This window comes from Streptomyces sp. NRRL S-455 (assembly GCF_000717875.1).
GTDB lineage: Bacteria > Actinomycetota > Actinomycetes > Streptomycetales > Streptomycetaceae > Streptomyces.
The window spans coordinates 1-16971 of sequence record NZ_JOCT01000021.1; the positions used below are offsets into that span (position 1 = coordinate 1).

The following is a 16971-nucleotide window of genomic DNA, read 5'->3' on the forward strand; positions in this document are numbered from 1 at the left end:
GTGCGGGGGGTCGTAGGGGGAGTAGGGAGCCGTTTGGTGCCGGGCATGAGGCTGTGGGTGCTCGGGCCGGCCGGGCGTGGGGGAGGACGTGACGGTGGCCTGGGGAGGAGGCAGGTGGAAACTTCCGGTGTCCGACATCGAGGACGGCTGAGCGGGAGTGGCCGGGGTGGCTGGCGGGGCGGTGTCCTGGCGCGGGTCGGGGCGTACGGCCGCTGCGCCCGGGGTGGACCCGGTGCGGTCGCTGCCGCCTGAGGGGGAGCCCGACGGGTCCGTGCCCGAGGACACCCGGGCGTCCTGCCGCAGTGGCCCCTCGCCCGTCCCCGGGCCGGATCTCTCGCCGCCCGTCCCCGTACCGGACGGCTTCTCTCCCCGGCCCAGCCCCCGCGCTCGCTCCAGCGGGCCATCGGGGGCGAACCCCTGGGGCAGCGGCCCGAGTTGATCGAAGATCTCGATCAGTTCGTCGTCCGGGCCGGGCTCGGGAAGGAGCTCCGCGGCGGCGGCGAGGGCCTTGCGCGCCCCCGTGGCCGTGCGGAACCGCGCCCGGGGGTCCGGCTGCAGCAGCGTGGCCACCACCTGCCACAGCGGGTCCGGGATGCCCTTGGGCGCACCGGGCGTCCCGTACTCGGCGAAGTACTGGATGAGCGCCTTGCTGTCCGGCTTGGCGCCCTCCAGCAGATACAGCGCGACCAGGCCCACGGCGAACAGGTCGGCGGGGAAGTCCGGCTCGGCGCCCATCATCTGCTCGGGGGCGAGGTAGCCGGGCGTCCCCACCACGAGGTTGGTCTCCGTCAGACGGGGCTCGCCCAGCCGCATCGCGATGCCGAAGTCGGACAGCCGCAGCCGGGGCCGGCCCGTGCCGGTGGCCTCCAGCAACACGTTGGCGGGCTTCACGTCACGGTGTACGACGTCCTCCGCGTGTACCGCCGCCAGTCCCGCGAGGAGCTGGTCGAGCAGCGTGCAGACGAAGGCCGGCGGGAGGGGGCCGTAGTCACCGACGAGATGGGCCAGGGAGCCGCCCGCCACCAGGTCCATGGTGAACAGGACCTTGTCGTCGTCGGCGGCCCAGCTGCTGGGAGCCAGCACATGGGGATGGTCGATCCGCAGCGCCTGTTCGCGGACGAAGCGCAGCAGCGAGTGCGCGTCGCTCTGGAGGAGGACCTTGGCGGCCACGTAGCGACGGCGGCGGTGGTCCCAGGCGCGCCAGACGGCGCCGACCCCTCCGCGTCCGATCGGGTCGACCAGTTCGTACCGGCCGGCGAACACCTCACCCATTGCTGTGCGTCGCTCCTCCCCCTGTGGTCTTCCCCCTTGCTTCCCCCTCGGCGAGCCATACGACTCCCCGACGAGCGAAACGGATCCCCCGATGGGTGATACGGGATCCCGCCACTCTGGTCACCCCCGTGCCCCCGTGACCCTCTGATCCTTATACCCCCGTGCCCCCGTGCCTCCCGTGCCCCCGTGACCCCCGTACCCCCGTGACCCCCGTGAACTCACCACCCGAGCCGGCTGCCGAACCCCCTTCGACTGCCGGGCCGGGGGCTCAGCTCTGGTGGGACTGGTAGTGCGCGACCGCGTCCGAGGTGCGGCCGGCGCCGTACACCCGGAGGAACTCCGCCAGCTCCGGGTGGCTCGGGGCGAGCGTGTCCGCGGCTTCGATGATGTCGCCCGCCGCCGCGACCGAGCGGAGCAGCGACTGGATCTCCCGGACGACGCGTTTGACCGTGGGCGCCCCCGAACTGCTCGTCGTCTGCGTGGTGTTGCTGAGCACCGAGCCCCCCTGCGACTTCTTGATCTCCTCCATGCGCTCGGTGGCCTCGGCCGCGCTCACACTGCCGTCCGCGACCTGCCCCGCCAGGTCCTGCAGCAGCTGCACCCGCTGCACCACGGCCGGGTTGCCGATCTTCGCTCGCTGGCCGCTCATCAGCTGCGACAACATCGGTGCGGACAGTCCCAGAACCCCCGCGAGACGAGCCTGGTTGAGACCAAGATCGTCGATGAGCCTACGGAAGAGCGCCCCCAACGGCTCCCCGTACCAGTTCCGCTGCAGCTCCCGCGCTCTTGCGGTGGCTTCCTGCTGTGCGGCGTCCATTGCGTCTCCCCATCGCTTCCCCTAATACGGCGGTTCGCGGTAGCGAACCACGCCGAGCATCTTACGGAGAGTGGTCGGTCACGGGGACCCCCAATCTTTTTGCAGAATCACGGGGGTGACCCGGTACTCTGGTCTCCGACGCCCGCCGAGACGTGGTTTCTCGGGTTGGGCGTTCCTCTCCCGGGGCCTTAGCTCAGTTGGTAGAGCGCTGTCTTTGCATGGCAGATGTCAGGGGTTCGACTCCCCTAGGCTCCACCCCGGATGCCCTCCGAACTGCGGAAACGCGGTACGGAGGGCATCGTTGTGCGATCGGGGTGCCGTCGGCGACGGGTGTTTCACGTGAAACACCACGGCGGGGCGGGAGACTCAAGGGCGAACCCCAAGTCTCCCGCCCCGCCGTGCTGTTGGAGCGGCGTCCGTCAGGAACGGTCGTCGCGCCGGGCGGCCTCCTCCTCGGCTTCCTTGGCCTCGACCTCAGGATCCAGGGCCGACTTGCCGCTGCCGTCCACGGAGGACAGGCGGCCCGACTCGGGGACCTCCGTCGCAGCGGGCGGCTCCACCAGCCAGTCCGGATTCGCCTGCTTGTCCCACCACTTCCAGGCGGCCACGGCACCGCCCACAAGGGCGCCCAGAATCACCAGCGACTTCATGGCCCGGCCGGCCTTCGCCCGGCGTTCCTGCCTGCGCACCAGCTTCTGGATCTCCTTCGCCGAGACCTGACCGCGCAGCGCGGCCATCGCGGCCATGCTCCGGGCGGCGGCCTCGGTCGTGACAGGCCCGGCAGCGGCCACCGCCTGCTCGATCTTCGGCCTGGAGTACTCAGCCGCCTGCCGGGCGGCCTTGCGGGTGCGGACGGCGGCCTCATGGGCGGCCTGGTCGACCTTCGGCGGCACATGCGAGCGGGCCTGCTCCAGATACGGTTGCACATGGGCGCCGTACTGGACACGTGCCTGCCCGGCGGCCTGCGTCACCTTGGGCGCCAGCCGTACGCGCGCCTCGTGTGCGTAGTGCGCGGCCCTGTCCTTGGCTGTGTCGGCGTAGGGCGCCACCACGTCCGCGGCGTGCAGCACGCTGTCCTTCGCCGAACCGGTCGCGGCGCGCACGCTGTCGATGCGGGTCACGGGTTCCTCCTCCTCGGTGGCGTACGGTATTTCGACTTTCCACCCTTTTACGGATCATGCCTGCCCGGACGCATCGCGCCATGTGAGACGGGCATACGGGTGCCGATGACGTTGATCGAGTACAAGTACGGATGAATAGGGGGCAACGTGAGCTTGTCGTCGACAATGCCACGGATCTCCGCCGCGCGCCCCCGCCCCGGGACCACTCGACCGGTTTTCTGCAACCGGTCCGCCTGCTTTCCCCCCGGTGAACGGAGGCCGGGCGACGCGGAGCCCCGTCCATGCGAGGATCAGGGAGTCACGGAAAGACAACGGAAGGCAGGATCGTGGCTGAGCAGCTCTACGCCACCCTGAAGACCAACCACGGCGACATCGAAGTCCGGCTTCTGCCGAACCACGCCCCCAAGACGGTCAAGAACTTCGTCGAGCTCGCCCAGGGCGAGCGGGAGTGGACTCACCCGGAGACGGGCCAGAAGTCCACGGACAGGCTCTACGACGGCACGGTCTTCCACCGGGTGATCAGTGGCTTCATGATCCAGGGCGGTGACCCGCTGGGCAACGGCACCGGCGGTCCCGGCTACCAGTTCGAGGACGAGTTCCACCCGGACCTGCGCTTCGACAAGCCCTACCTGCTGGCGATGGCCAACGCCGGCCCGGGCACCAACGGCTCGCAGTTCTTCATCACCGTCTCCCCGACGGCCTGGCTGAACCGCAAGCACACCATCTTCGGCGAGGTCACCGACACCGCCAGCCAGAAGGTCGTGGACACCATCGCCACGACCCAGACGAACCCGCGCACCGACCGCCCGGTCAAGGACGTGGTCATCGAGTCGGTCGTCATCGAGACCCGCTGAGCGCGAACCTGTCACAGGGAACCAATCGCCCTGCTCATCCGTAGGGATGAGCAGGGCGGGGCTTTTTCACCACGACCGAGGGGATCTCATGGACGACCAGGCTGCGGGCAGCCCGCAGGACGCCCACAGCGTCCCCATGTGCTACCGCCACCCGGGCCGCGAGACCGGCATTCGCTGCACCCGCTGCGAGCGCCCGATCTGTCCCGAGTGCATGGTCAACGCCTCCGTCGGCTTCCAGTGCCCCGAGTGCGTCCGCAGCGGCTCCGGCACCGGCCACGCGCCCTCGGCCGCCATGCCCCGCACCATCGCGGGCGGCAGCATCGCCGCCGACCCCCGCCTGCTGACCAAGATCCTCATCGGTATCAACCTGGCCGTGTTCATCGCCGTCCAGGTCCACGAGTCGCTCCTGACCGACATCGTCCTGCTCGGCGCCTGGCCGCCCGAGCCCTTCACGCCCACGCAGGGTGTGGCGGGCGGCGAGTGGTACCGCATGGTGACCTCGATCTTCACGCACCAGGAGCCCTGGCACATCGCGTTCAACATGCTCAGCCTGTGGTGGCTCGGCGGCCCCCTCGAAGCGGCACTCGGCCGCGTCCGCTATCTCACCCTCTACGTCGTCTCGGGACTCGCGGGCAGTGCCCTCGCCTACCTGCTGGCCTCCCCCAACACGGCCACCCTGGGCGCCTCGGGCGCGATCTTCGGACTGTTCGGTGCCACGGCGGTGCTGATGCGCCGGCTCAACTACGACATGCGGCCGATCATCGCGCTGCTGGCGATCAACCTGATCTTCACCTTCGCCCCGGGCTTCAACATCTCCTGGCAGGCCCACATCGGCGGACTCGTCGCCGGTGTCGTCATCGGATACGCCATGGTCCACGCACCGCGCGAGCGGCGTGCCCTGATCCAGTACGGCACGTGCGCGCTGGTCCTGGGAGCGGTCGTCCTGCTGACCCTGTTGAGGACGGCCCAGCTCAGCTGAGCGCGGGTGTTGTCCACAGTGGGTGCCGGATCTTGTGCATACGGTGCGGGAACACCTGTGCCCTCTGCGAGCGACCTATGTTTGCGCAGGTCAGGCAGGGGGCGAACGGGTTTTCGAATGCCGGTACTTCCGTCATACCGGCGTCAACGTCCGACGAGTTATCCACAGATCGTCTTTCTTTTTCCACCCGTGTGGATAACGGCTGTGGATAACTCAGCGAACAACCATGGGCAGAGCTGCGTTCACCTGCCGGTGACCGCTACTTCCACTGGGTCGAGACACCGAATCCGGCGGCGATGAAGCCGAAGCCCACCACGATGTTCCAGTTGCCCAGCGTGTCGATGGGCAGCGAGCCGTCGGTGACGTAGAAGACGACGATCCAGGCCAGGCCGATGAGGAACATGGCCAGCATGACGGGTGCGACCCAGGCACGGCTGTTCAGCTTGATGGCGGTCGTCTGCTTCGCAGGCGGCGGCGTGTAGTCGGCCTTCTTGCGGATACGTGACTTCGGCACGAGGGTCTCTCCTGTCGATGCGCTGCGTGGCCGCGCAGGTAACCGGGTCGGGGCCCGGGGGGCAGCGTGAGGGGACTCTGAGTGCTCCCCCGGTCGTCCGTTAGCGTAGTGCTTCCGTGGCGCCGAAGGAGATAAGGGTACGTTGAGCAATTCTGCCGACTCCCCCGGGACGGGATCCAGCCCTGAGCCCGCGCGCCGTTTCCGGCCCGTGCGGATCCTCACGGCGGCCGTCTTCGCTCTCGCGGGGCTCATTTTCTTCACCAGCTTCGACACCGCCAAGGGCACCAACATCCGGACGGACGCCTCCCTGCTGAAGCTGTCCGACCTGATCCATGAGCGAAGCCGTGAGAACGGCGAGCTGGACGAGACCAACGGGGCCCTGCGCAAGGACATAGAAGCGCTCGCCGAGCGCGACGACGGCAGTACCAAGGCGGAGGACGACAAGCTGACCGCCCTGGAGAAGCGGGCGGGCACGCAGAAGCTCGAGGGCGAGGGGCTCACCGTCACACTCAACGACGCCCCGCCGGACGCCACCGCCAAGCTCCCCGGCTATCCCGAGCCGCAGCCCGACTACCTGGTCATCCACCAGCAGGATCTCCAGGCCGTGGTGAACGCGCTGTGGCAGGGCGGCGCCAAGGGCATCAAGGTCATGGACCAGCGGCTGATCTCCACCAGTGCGGTGCGCTGTGTCGGCAACACCCTGATCCTCCAGGGCCGCGTCTACTCCCCGCCGTACAAGATCACGGCGGTCGGCGACCCGGGCAGGCTGCAGCAGGCGCTCGCGGCCTCACCGGCGATCCAGAACTACATGGTCTACGTCAACGTCTACGGGCTCGGCTGGAAGGTCGAGGAGAACGGCCCGGTGACTCTGCCCGGCTACTCGGGCACAGTGGACCTGCACTACGCGAAACCTGTGGAGCAGTAGCCAGGCCGGGGGGAGCCGCCGGTGCGCGTGATCGTCAGGACCGTCAGCGAACTGTGCGTCACCGCCGGCAGCCTGATCGTGCTGTTCGTCGTCTACGTGCTGTTCTGGACGGGCGTGCGGGCCGAGGGCGTCATGGACGACCAGATCGATCTGCTGCGGAAGGAGTGGGCGAAGCCCCGCCCGCCGGCCGGCTCCGTCGCGAGTCCGCCGAAACCGGCGCCGTACGCCAAGGGCAAGCCCTTCGCGATCATGTACATCCCGCGTCTTGGTTTCACGTGGAACAAGCCGGTCCTGGAAGGAACCGCCACCGGCACCCTGAAAAAGGGCCTCGGGCACTACGCGGAGACCGCACAGCTCGGTCGGCGGGGGAACTTCGCGGTCGCCGGGCACCGCCGCACCCACGGTGATCCCTTCAAGGACTTTCCCCAGCTCCGGCGGGGGGACGCCGTAGTCCTGACCGACGGCACGACCTGGTTCACGTATCGGATCGACAAAGGCCCGTACAAAACAGTGCCGACGGACATCGAGGTGATCGACGCTGTCCCACGTACATCCGGGTACACGCGTGCGGGCCGCTATCTGACGCTGACCACGTGCGAACCGGAGTGGGGGCACAGTCATCGGCTGATCGTCTGGGCGCACCTGGACTCCACACAGCCTGTGGAGGCCGGGAAACCTGAGGCGTTGCGCCGTTAGTCTGGTGGCTGTACGGCGTGGGTCTGGTGCCGTGGTACGACGGAAGGGACGGCATGTACGGCTGGATCTGGCGGCATCTGCCGGGGAGCACGTGGGTGAAGGCAGTGATCTCGCTCGCCCTGGTCGTGGCCGTGGTCTACGTCCTCTTCCAGTACGTGTTCCCGTGGGCGGAACCGCTGCTGCCCTTCAACGATGTGACGGTGGACAACCAGTGAGTGCGCGCATTCTCGTTGTCGACAACTACGACAGCTTCGTCTTCAATCTGGTCCAGTACCTGTACCAGCTGGGTGCCGAGTGTGAGGTCCTGCGCAACGACGAGGTGTCGACGGCGCATGCCCAGGACGGCTTCGACGGTGTCCTGCTCTCCCCGGGGCCGGGTACTCCGGAGCAGGCCGGCGTGTGCGTGGACATGGTCCGGCACTGCGCCGGTACGGGCGTTCCGGTCTTCGGCGTCTGCCTCGGTATGCAGTCGATGCAGGTGGCGTACGGCGGTGTGGTGGACCGGGCGCCCGAGCTGCTGCACGGCAAGACCTCCCTGGTGGAGCACAGTGGCGGAGGCGTCTTCGCGGGTCTGCCCTCGCCCTTCACGGCGACGAGGTACCACTCCCTGGCCGCCGAGCCGGCCACGGTCCCGGCTGACCTGGAGGTCACGGCCCGGACGCGGGACGGCATCGTCATGGGCCTGCGGCACCGTGAACTTCCAGTCGAGGGGGTGCAGTTCCACCCCGAGTCGGTGCTGACCGAGCACGGGCACCGGATGCTGGCCAACTGGCTGGTGGAGTGCGGCGACCAGGGCGCGGTGGCGAGGTCGGCCGGGCTCGCCCCGGTGGTGGGCAGGGCCACGGCGTGACGGCGCTGCGCCCCGAGCGCGAGTCCGACACCTCGTACGGGCAGCAGTCGTACGGGGTGCCGGGTGCGTTCGAGGAGTGGTCGGAGGGCGTGGCCTACGGGGCCTCTTCGCAGGCGGCAGCGCAGTCACAGCCAGGGGTGTACGCGCCGGAGCCGGGGTACGCGCCGGAGCTCGGGGTGTACCCGTCGGAGTCCGAGTCCTACGCGCCGGCCTCGGAGTCGCACCCGGGGGCATACCCGGCGTCGTACGAGCCCCTTTCGGAGGAGCCCTATCTGCCGCCCGTCGACGAGGAGACGGTGGCGCTGCGGATCCCGGATCCGCCGCCCGCGGGAGGTGACGCCCTGTCGGGCTCTCCGGCGTCTTCCGCCGCGCGGGGCGACGGACCGGCCCACGGGGGCCGGGCGGCCCGCAGGAAGGCCGCCAAACGCCGTCACGGGCGCCATGGTGGCGCTCCGGACACCCGCGCCCCCCAGGAGGAGCGGCGGGCGCCGCTGTCGCGGGTCGAGGCGCGGCGGCAGGCGCGGGCGCGCAGGCCGGGACCGGCGGTTGTCGCCAGCCGGGCGATCGGTGAGGTGTTCATCACCACCGGCGTGCTGATGCTGCTGTTCGTCACCTACCAGTTGTGGTGGACGAATATCCGGGCGCACGCGCAGGCCGGAAACGAGGCCAGCAGTCTCCAGAGCGACTGGGCGAGCGGCAAACGCAATCCGGGGGCCTTCGAGCCGGGGCAGGGCTTCGCCATCCTGCACATTCCGAAGCTGGACGTGGTCGTGCCGATCGCCGAGGGCACCAGCAAGGGAGTGCTCGACCGGGGCATGGTAGGCCACTACGCGGAGGGTGCGCTGAAGACCGCGATGCCGGGCGACAAGACCGGGAACTTCGGCGTCGCGGGTCACCGCAACACGCACGGCGAACCGTTCCGGTACATCAACAAGCTCTCCCCGGGCGATCCGATCGTCGTGGAGACGCAGGACGAGTACTACGTCTACAAGATGTCGTCGATCCTGCCTGTCACCCAGCCGAGCAACACGAGCGTCCTGAATCCGGTCCCCGCAGGATCGGGATTCACCAAGCCCGGCCGTTACATCACGCTGACCACGTGCACGCCGGAGTTCACCAGCAAGTACCGGATGATCGTCTGGGGCAAGATGGTCGAGGAACGGCCGCGCAGCAAGGGCAAGCCGGATGCGCTCGTCAGTTAAGGGCAGATGACCAGTGGCAGCGACCACCGACACGGAGCACGAAGAGCACACCGGCGCGAGGGCGTCCCGGTCGGCGGTGGCACGGCGCCGTCCCGGCCCGATCGGGATGGCGGTCAGTGTCTTCGGGGAACTCCTCATCACCGCGGGCCTGGTGCTGGGCCTGTTCGTCGTCTACTCGCTGTGGTGGACGAACGTGGTCGCGGACCGTGCGGCCGGGAAGCAGGCGGACAAGGTCCGTGACAACTGGCGGCAGGGCCGGGGTGGGCCTGGTGCGCTGGACACCAAGAACGGCATCGGTTTCCTGCATGTGCCGGCGATGAGCGGTAGTGAGGTCCTGGTCGAGAAGGGCACGTCGAACAAGATCCTCAACGACGGTGTCGCCGGGTACTACACGGACCCCGTCAAGTCGGCCCTCCCGATGTCGGGCAAGACCGGCAACTTCTCCCTCGCCGCCCACCGCGACGGTCACGGTGCCGCGTTCCACAACATCGACAAGATCGAGAAGGGCGACCCGATCGTCTTCGAGACGAAGGACAAGTGGTACGTCTACAAGGTCTACGACATCCTTCCCGAGACCTCGAAGTACAACGTCAAGGTCCTCTCGGCGGTCCCGGAGGAGTCCGGCAAGAAGAAGCCGGGCCACTACATCACGCTGACGACCTGCACGCCGGTGTACACGAGCACGTACCGGTACATCGTGTGGGGTGAGCTGGAGCGGGTCGAGAAGGTCGACGAGGACCGGACGCCGCCGAAGGAACTGCGTTGACCGGCCTCTTGTGAGGCGGTCGGTAGCATGACGAGGGCCCGAAGCCGCAAATTACCCTTGCGGCTTCGGGCCCTCGCATGTCGGCTGCTAGCGCAGCGTCTTGAGCCTGACACCGGCGCTCCACGCCTCCAGCTCGTCGCGGTTCACGGTGATGACGCCGCTCAGGTCGGCGATTGCCTGTGCCTCTCGGCTGAAGGTGCAGGTGGCCACGAACAGGGCGATGTCGACGCGATCGACGGCTCGTGCCGCACCGGCGAACTTCTGCATGTCGGCGCTGGGTACCGACGCGCGGCCGGCTCGGTTCTTGCACTGGACGGCGACGCTACGGCCGTCGGCCGTGCGCGCGGTGATGTCGATGCCTCGGTCGCTGCGGGCCTGTCGTACGACGACGTCCGTGCATCCGTCCCGGCGCAGCAGGTCGGCGACGTGACGCTCGAAGGCCTGCCAGGTCATGGCCTTGAGGGTGGCCCTGACGTTTTCTGCCGGTGTCTCGCTCGGTGTGCCCTGGGTTTTCCACAGGCTGTGAGCGTGCCAGGTATTCCATGTCGAGGAGGTAGATGCGCACCTGACGTGCGACTTCGCTGTCACGGAGCAGCATGGCGACGTTCAGGACGGCGCGTCGGGGGAAGAGAGCGAGGGATCGGGTGCGGGACTGGATGCCACTGAGTTGCTTGAAGTCACTCAGTTCTGTACCTGTCAGGACTCGATACTCGCTCGCTTCCAGCTCGTCACGGTGATCTTGCACGAGAGCGCGGATGGCCTCCACGGTGACGTTGAAGTACGCCGCCACCATCGCCGTCGTCACATGCATCCCGTCCGGCAGTAGCGACAGTGCCTTGACCCGGTCGAGTACGTCTGTGCGGTCGAGCACGCCGCTGCGCAGGGCCTGGGATTCCAGCAGCGCCTTTTCGTTGATCACGTCTTGCCCTTCGACTCGTGTGGCCGGGGCGGAGTCTTGAGTCCCCACCCCATCCGGTGAACGAGTCATGAAATGTGAAGACACGATCGATGGGTGTACGGGCTTGCGAGGTAGACCCGAAAGGCTTCACAAGGCGCTCGACGAGCTCGGAGTCGAGGAGGCCGTCCGTCGGCAAGGTCGGCCGGAGCGTCACCTTCGCGCCCCCCGGCACGGCAGGTCGGTCCCGTGGGTGGCTTCGCGAGCAACAAGGTGGTGCCGGACGAGTTGCCCATCGCCTGCAGCCTCATCTGCTACCGCAACCCACCAAATGAGACGACGTCTACGGGCACATCGCCTCCATCACTGTGACGCCCGTAGTTGCCCTGTGGGTAACATGTCCGACGCGTAGGTGGGTTGTCGGGTCTGCAGACCATCAGGCCTGACGGGACGCATCTACTCGTAACGTCCGCAAGTAAGGGCTTGCGGCAGAGGGGGAAGGCAATCAGTGATACGTCGGGTTCTTGCGGCGGGAGCCGCCGCCGCAGTGGCATCCGTGATGTTCAGCGCTCCTTCGGCGAGCGCGGCGAATACTTTCTGCGTCTACACAACAGATGCCTTCAAGGGTGGGCAGGCCTGTTGGACGCCCAACGGGGACAAGCTCGAGGGCTGCGACATCGAGGCGGACGGCCTTCGGCCGCGCGTGGAAATGACGTACTCGGGCGGCTCTGTGTCATTCCAGGTTTTCGGGGGCAACGGAAAGTGCAGGGACACGGTCAAGAACCTCCCTGAAGGAACCCGGGTCACGGTGAAGGTATGCCTGAAGAAGGGCGATGCCGGCCGAGAGGTGTACTGCAACTCGGAGAGTGGCACCGCGTAGGACGCCTCGCACCACAGAGCCCCCGGCTTGCGAAAGCCGGGGGCTCTGTGGTGCGAGGCGAGGGGGCGGGGTCAGTTGTCCTCGCCGCGGCCGGTGACGTCGCCGAAGAAGCCGCCGCCGCCGTTGTTGCCGCCGTTGTTGTTGCCGCCTCCGACGCCGATGGTCTGCAGGGTGATCGTCGTGGCCGCCGGGTCGTCGACCTCCTGGTTGGGCTGCGGGTCCTGGCCGACGACGATGGCGGTGTCGCTCTGGTCGCTGCCGTTCGCGAACTGGATGTTCGTGAAGCCGGCCTGCGCGAGGGTCTGCTTGGCCTGGCCGACCGTCTGGCGAACGACCTGGGGCACTCGGATCTTCTGCTGTTCCTTCTTCTTGCCGATCTGGATGTTGACCGACGAGTTCTTGTCGACCGAGGCACCGGCCTCCGGCGTGGTCGCGATGACCTTGCCGACCTGGTTGTCGTCGCCGGTTTCCACCTCGGTGCAGTTGCCCACCAGGTTGTTGGCCGTCATCTGGGCCTTGGCCTGGTCACAGCTCTGGCCGAGGACGTCCGGGACGGTGGACTTTTCCGCCGCCTTGGCGATGGTGAGGGTGATGGTGGAGCCCTTCTCCACCTCCTCGCCCAGCTTCGGGTTCTGATCGAGGACGGTGCCGGGGTCCTCCGGGGACTCCTTCGCCGTCGTCTCGACCCGGAACTCGTACTTGTCGGCCGTCAGGGTCGCCTTGGCGTCCTCCAGGCTGTCGCCGACGACGCTCGGCACCGCCACCTTGGGCGCCCCGGTCGACACCACGAGGTTGACGGTGGTGCCCTTCTTGACCTCAGTCGGGGCGACCGGGTCCTGCGAGCAGATGTTGCCCTTGGCCTGGTTCTCGCAGGGTTTGTTGGTGGTGCTCAGCTTGAGTTCGCTGTTCTTGGCCAGTTGCTTGGCGCGGTCCAGCTTTTCACCGACGAAGTTCGGCGTTTCGACCTTGTCGTTGGCGACCCCGTCGCCGCTGAACGCCCACCGCCCGATCAGGATCGCTCCGACCAGCACCAGGATGCCCGCCACCACCAGCAAGATCGTGGAGGTGTTGGACTTGCGCTGCTGGCCGCGGCGCCGGTCGGGGCGGTCGTCGTAGCCGAAGCCGCCGTCGTCCGGGTTCATGGGGGGCAGCATCGACGTGGCGCCCGCGCCGGAGTCCGCGCGCAGGGCCGTCGTCGGCTGGTCGTCTGGGTAGCCGCCGTAGCCCGCCACGCCCATCGCGGCCGTGGCCGCGACCGGCTGGCCGTCGAGGCAGGCCTCGATGTCGGCGCGCATCTCGTCGGCCGACTGGTAGCGGTAGTCCGGGTCCTTGACGAGCGCCTTCAGCACGATCGCGTCCATCTCGGGCGTGATCTCGGGGTCGAAGACGCTGGGCGACTGCGGCTCCTCCCGGACGTGCTGGTAGGCCACGGCCACCGGCGAGTCGCCGACGAAGGGCGGGCGGACGGTCAGCAGTTCGTACAGCAGACAGCCGGTGGAGTACAGGTCGGACCGGGCGTCGACCTGCTCACCCTTCGCCTGCTCCGGCGACAGGTACTGGGCCGTGCCGATGACGGCCGCGGTCTGGGTCATGGTCATGCCGGAGTCGCCCATGGCGCGGGCGATGCCGAAGTCCATCACCTTGACCTGGCCGTTGCGCGTCAGCATGACGTTCGCCGGCTTGATGTCGCGGTGGACGATGCCGTTGCGGTGGGCGTACTCCAGGCCCTGGAGGATGCCGATGGTCATCTCCATGGCCCGCTCCGGCAGCAGCTTGCGGCCGCTGTGGAGGAGCTCGCGGAGCGTGGAGCCGTCGACGTACTCCATCACGATGTACGGGATCGACACGTTGTCGATGTAGTCCTCGCCCGTGTCGTAGACCGCGACGATCGCGGGATGGTTGAGCGAGGCGGCCGACTGGGCCTCCCGGCGGAACCGGGCCTGGAAGGAAGGGTCACGCGCGAGATCTGCGCGCAGCGTCTTCACCGCCACGGTGCGGCCGAGGCGGGTGTCATGCGCGAGGTAGACCTCCGCCATGCCACCACGCCCGAGCACCTGGCCCAGTTCGTACCGGCCGCCGAGGCGACGCGGCTCTTCCATAGCTACCTACCAGCCCTCTCCGTCGGTCCCGACCACAAGCTTGTACGGTCGGAGGCTGCCGTCCGGGCCTACCGTACCCGGCTTGTTTTGTGTGACCTGGCCAAGCCCGTCAGCCGATACAGGACCGGTATCGCAACGTGCACCGATGTGAAGCAGACGTGAGCGGGGTCACTTCTTGCTGTCGATGACCGCCTCCATCACGTTCCTCGCGATCGGCGCCGCGAGGCCACCGCCGGAGATGTCGTCACGGACGGCGTTGTCGTCCTCGATCACGACCGCCACGGCGACCGGCGCGCCGCCGTCGCTGTCCTTGGCGTAGGAGATGAACCACGCGTAGGGGTTCTCGCTGTTGTTCTCACCGTGCTGGGCGGTACCGGTCTTGCCGCCCACCGTGACGCCCGGGATCTTGGCGTTGGAGCCGGTGCCCTCCTCGACGACCGTCTCCATCATCGACTGGAGCTTCTGGGCGTTCTCCGAGGACAGCGGCTGGCTGAGCTCCTCGGGGTCGGTCTTCTCGAGGGTGTCGACGCTGCGGGCCTGGAGCTCGTCGACCATGTACGGCTTCATCAGCTTGCCGTCGTTGGCGACGGCCGAGGCGACCATGGCCATCTGCAGCGGGGTCGCGGCGGTGTTGAACTGGCCGATGGAGGACAGCGCGGTCTGCGAGTCGTTCATGTCGTCGGAGAACACCGAGGCGTTGGCGCGGACCGGCGTGAACTGTTCCTCGGTGAAGCCGAACTTCTTGGCCATGTCCAGCATCTTGTCGTTGCCGAGGTCGGCGCCGATCTTGCCGAAGACGGTGTTGCAGGAGTACTGCAGGGCGACCCGGAGCGTCGCGTTCTTGCAGGGGATGTTGCCCTCGTTCTTCAGCGGCGTGGTGGTGCCGGGCATGATCCACGGCAGCGGTGTGTCCGTCTTCTGGTTCGGCTCCGCGTAGAGCCCGTCCTCCAGGGCGGCGGCCGCGGTGACCACCTTGAAGGTGGAGCCGGGCGGGTAGGTCTCGCGCAGTGCCCGGTTGAGCATCGGGTCGTCGGGGTTGTTCTTCTTCTGGAGCTTCGACCAGGCCTCGGTGTCCGTGGTCGTGGAGTTCCCGGCGAAGGACGACGGGTCGTACGACGGGTAGGAGGCCAGGGCCAGGATCTTGCCGGTGGACGGCTCGAGGGCGACGACGGCGCCCTTGCCGCCCTGCTTCTTCAGGCCGTTGTAGGCGGCCTTCTGCGCGGCGGCGTTCAGCGTCGTGACGACGTTGCCGCCCTGCTGCTTCTTGCCGGTCAGCATGTCGAGGGTGTTGCGGAAGAACAGCCGGTCGTCGTTGCCGGTGAGGATGCCGTCCTCGATGGACTCCAGCTGGGTGGCGCCGAAGGCCTGGGAGGCGTACCCGGTGACCGGCGACCACATCGCGCCGTCCTTGTAGGTCCGCTTGAACTTGAAGTCGCTGCCCGACGTCTCGGTGGAGCCGGTGATCGGCTGGCCGTCGACGATGATGTCGCCGCGCGGCGAGGCGTAGCGCTCGATGGTGACGCGGCGGTTGTTCTTGTCCGTCCTGAGCTCGTCGGCCTGGACGTACTGGATCCAGTTGTCGCGGATCAGCAGGGCCAGGACGAGCAGGCCGCAGAAGATCGCGATCCGGCGCAGGGGCTTGTTCATGACGGGCGGACCACCTGGGTCATCTCGGCGTCGGGGTTGGCGGCGGGGGCGGGGGCCGGGCGTCGGGCGGTGTCGCTGATGCGCAGCAGGATGCCGATGAGCGCCCAGTTGGCGATCACGGAGGAGCCGCCGTACGCCACGAACGGCAGCGTCATACCGGTCAGCGGGATGAGGCCCATGACACCGCCGGCCACGACGAAGACCTGGAGGCCGAAGGCGCCGGACAGGCCGACGGCCAGCAGCTTGCCGAAGGGGTCGCGGGCGGCGAGCGCGGTGCGGACGCCGCGCTCGATGATCAGGCCGTAGAGCAGCAGGATCGCCATGACACCGGCGAGGCCCAGTTCCTCGCCGAAGGTGGCGAGGATGAAGTCGGAGTTGGCGGCGAAGCCGATGAGGTCGGAGTGGCCCTGTCCGAGGCCGGTGCCGAGGGTGCCGCCGGAGCCGAAGGCCCACAGGGCCTGCATCGCCTGCTCGGAGTGGACGACGCCGTCCTGGACGCCGGCGCGGGAGAGTTCGAACTCGCGCATCGGGTCGAGCCAGGCCTGCACACGGGTCTGGATATGCGGCTCGAAGCTCGCCACGCCGACGGCGCCGACCGCGGACATCAGCAGACCGAAGACGATCCAGCTGGTCCGCTCGGTGGCGACGTACAGCATGATGACGAACATCCCGAAGAACAGCAGGGACGTACCGAGGTCGGTCTCGAAGACCAGGATGAGGATCGAGATGACCCAGACGACGAGGATCGGGCCGAGGTCACGGCCGCGCGGCAGGTACAGGCCCATGAAGCGGCGGCTGGCCAGGGCCAGGGCGTCTCTCTTGACCATGAGGTAGCCGGCGAAGAAGACCGCCAGGGCGATCTTCGCGAACTCACCGGGCTGCAGCGTGCCGAGGCCGGGGATCTTGATCCAGATCTTGGCGCCGTAGATGTTCGCGCCGAGTCCGGGCACGAGCGGCAGAACGAGCAGGAACAGCGCTCCGGCCATGGAGATGTAGGTGTAGCGCTGCAGGACGCGATGGTCCTTGAGGAAGATCAGCACGGCCACGAGCAGGGAGACGCCCATCGCGGAGTACAGCAGCTGACGGGGTGCCGCCTCGACGAAGGTCCTGCTCGCCTGGAGCTTCTCGGACTGGTCCAGGCGCCAGATGACGACCAGGCCGATGCCGTTCAGCAGCGTGGCCAGCGGCAGCATCAGCGGGTCCGCGTACGGTGCGAACTTCCGTACGACGAGATGGCCCACGCCCGCGAGCAGGCCGAGTCCGAGCCCGTAGCTCAGCAGGCCCGGGGGGACCGAGTCGTTGATGGCCAGTCCGACGTTGGCGTAGGCGAACACCGGGATGACCACGGCGAACGCCAGCAGCGCGAGTTCGGTGTTGCGGCGGCTGGGTGCGCCGATCGCGCCGATCGTGGACGTGTGGTGCGTCGGCGAGTGCGACGTATTCGTACTGCTCAT

General features: G+C 68.0%; 16 protein-coding genes and 1 tRNA gene. 9 read left to right on the top strand and 8 right to left on the bottom strand.

All coding sequences use genetic code 11. The features are described 5' to 3' along the window. Positions 1-1272: serine/threonine-protein kinase (locus tag IE97_RS0125285; RefSeq protein ID WP_030244910.1), on the bottom strand; the 1272-nt coding region annotated here is incomplete at its 3' end. 268 nt (positions 1273-1540) lie between these two features. After that, the gene (locus IE97_RS0125290; RefSeq protein ID WP_030244913.1) at positions 1541-2089 is read right to left on the bottom strand and encodes a helix-turn-helix domain-containing protein; all 549 of its coding nucleotides are present in this window, start codon (positions 2087-2089) and stop codon (positions 1541-1543) included. Between the two features lie 182 nt (positions 2090-2271). On the opposite strand from IE97_RS0125290, the gene IE97_RS0125295 reads away from it, so the two are divergent. Continuing rightward, positions 2272-2344: transfer RNA gene (locus tag IE97_RS0125295), tRNA-Ala, on the top strand. Between the two features lie 164 nt (positions 2345-2508). Here IE97_RS0125295 and IE97_RS0125300 read toward each other — a convergent pair. Further along, positions 2509-3210: a DUF5324 family protein gene (locus tag IE97_RS0125300; RefSeq protein WP_030244916.1), complete on the bottom strand. Its 702-nt coding sequence runs from the start codon at positions 3208-3210 to the stop codon at positions 2509-2511. A 326-nt stretch (positions 3211-3536) separates the two neighbouring features. Between IE97_RS0125300 and IE97_RS0125305 the strand changes: the two genes are divergently transcribed. Continuing rightward, positions 3537-4064 (top strand): peptidylprolyl isomerase, encoded by a 528-nt coding sequence (locus tag IE97_RS0125305; protein WP_030244919.1) that lies wholly within the window; start codon positions 3537-3539, stop codon positions 4062-4064. Between the two features lie 88 nt (positions 4065-4152). Further along, positions 4153-5043: a rhomboid family intramembrane serine protease gene (locus IE97_RS0125310; RefSeq protein ID WP_030244921.1), complete on the top strand. Its 891-nt coding sequence runs from the start codon at positions 4153-4155 to the stop codon at positions 5041-5043. A gap of 259 nt (positions 5044-5302) precedes the next feature. Here the strand turns inward: IE97_RS0125310 and crgA are convergent, their stop codons facing one another. Next, complete coding sequence (gene crgA / locus IE97_RS0125315; RefSeq protein WP_030244923.1) at positions 5303-5557, bottom strand: cell division protein CrgA; 255 nt, start codon at positions 5555-5557, stop codon at positions 5303-5305. Positions 5558-5699: 142 nt separating this feature from the next. Here crgA and IE97_RS0125320 point away from each other — a divergent pair, with 142 nt between their 5' ends. Genes IE97_RS0125320 through IE97_RS0125345 form a run of 6 tightly spaced genes read left to right on the top strand, consistent with a single transcriptional unit; the run spans position 5700 to position 9996 of the window. Then, on the top strand, positions 5700-6482 hold the full coding sequence (locus IE97_RS0125320; protein WP_030244926.1) for a DUF881 domain-containing protein: 783 nt from the start codon (positions 5700-5702) through the stop codon (positions 6480-6482). Positions 6483-6503: 21 nt separating this feature from the next. Beyond that, positions 6504-7178: a class E sortase gene (locus IE97_RS0125325; protein WP_030244928.1), complete on the top strand. Its 675-nt coding sequence runs from the start codon at positions 6504-6506 to the stop codon at positions 7176-7178. A 17-nt stretch (positions 7179-7195) separates the two neighbouring features. Further along, complete coding sequence (locus IE97_RS0125330; protein ID WP_037837210.1) at positions 7196-7393, top strand: hypothetical protein; 198 nt, start codon at positions 7196-7198, stop codon at positions 7391-7393. Further along, positions 7390-8028, top strand: coding sequence for an aminodeoxychorismate/anthranilate synthase component II (locus IE97_RS0125335; RefSeq protein ID WP_030244932.1), 639 nt, complete (start codon positions 7390-7392; stop codon positions 8026-8028). The genes IE97_RS0125330 and IE97_RS0125335 overlap by 4 nt, the downstream gene beginning before the upstream one ends. Continuing rightward, positions 8025-9230, top strand: coding sequence for a class E sortase (locus tag IE97_RS0125340; RefSeq protein WP_030244934.1), 1206 nt, complete (start codon positions 8025-8027; stop codon positions 9228-9230). Before IE97_RS0125335 ends, IE97_RS0125340 begins: the two co-directional genes overlap by 4 nt. Positions 9231-9243: 13 nt before the next feature. Beyond that, complete coding sequence (locus IE97_RS0125345; RefSeq protein WP_030244936.1) at positions 9244-9996, top strand: class E sortase; 753 nt, start codon at positions 9244-9246, stop codon at positions 9994-9996. Between the two features lie 87 nt (positions 9997-10083). Here IE97_RS0125345 and IE97_RS43155 read toward each other — a convergent pair whose 3' ends face one another. From IE97_RS43155 to IE97_RS0125370, 4 genes are all read right to left on the bottom strand, one after another. Then, positions 10084-10449: a restriction endonuclease gene (locus IE97_RS43155; protein ID WP_234331854.1), complete on the bottom strand. Its 366-nt coding sequence runs from the start codon at positions 10447-10449 to the stop codon at positions 10084-10086. A 1393-nt stretch (positions 10450-11842) separates the two neighbouring features. Continuing rightward, positions 11843-13870, bottom strand: a complete 2028-nt coding sequence (gene pknB, locus IE97_RS0125360; RefSeq protein WP_030244942.1) for a Stk1 family PASTA domain-containing Ser/Thr kinase — start codon at positions 13868-13870, stop codon at positions 11843-11845. 168 nt (positions 13871-14038) lie between these two features. Further along, the gene (locus IE97_RS0125365; protein WP_030244944.1) at positions 14039-15517 is read right to left on the bottom strand and encodes a peptidoglycan D,D-transpeptidase FtsI family protein; all 1479 of its coding nucleotides are present in this window, start codon (positions 15515-15517) and stop codon (positions 14039-14041) included. After that, positions 15514-16971, bottom strand: a complete 1458-nt coding sequence (locus IE97_RS0125370) for an FtsW/RodA/SpoVE family cell cycle protein (RefSeq protein WP_030244946.1) — start codon at positions 16969-16971, stop codon at positions 15514-15516. Before IE97_RS0125370 ends, IE97_RS0125365 begins: the two co-directional genes overlap by 4 nt.

Excerpts from the sequence above, each read along its gene's own strand:
- IE97_RS0125370 (WP_030244946.1), bottom strand. The coding sequence starts at position 16,971 with ATGAGCAGTACGAATACGTCGCACTCGCCGACGCACCACACGTCCACG.
- IE97_RS0125290 (WP_030244913.1), bottom strand. The coding sequence starts at position 2,089 with ATGGACGCCGCACAGCAGGAAGCCACCGCAAGAGCGCGGGAGCTGCAG.
- pknB (WP_030244942.1), bottom strand. The coding sequence starts at position 13,870 with ATGGAAGAGCCGCGTCGCCTCGGCGGCCGGTACGAACTGGGCCAGGTG.
- IE97_RS43155 (WP_234331854.1), bottom strand. The coding sequence starts at position 10,449 with ATGACCTGGCAGGCCTTCGAGCGTCACGTCGCCGACCTGCTGCGCCGG.
- IE97_RS0125365 (WP_030244944.1), bottom strand. The coding sequence starts at position 15,517 with ATGAACAAGCCCCTGCGCCGGATCGCGATCTTCTGCGGCCTGCTCGTC.
- IE97_RS0125310 (WP_030244921.1), top strand. The coding sequence starts at position 4,153 with ATGGACGACCAGGCTGCGGGCAGCCCGCAGGACGCCCACAGCGTCCCC.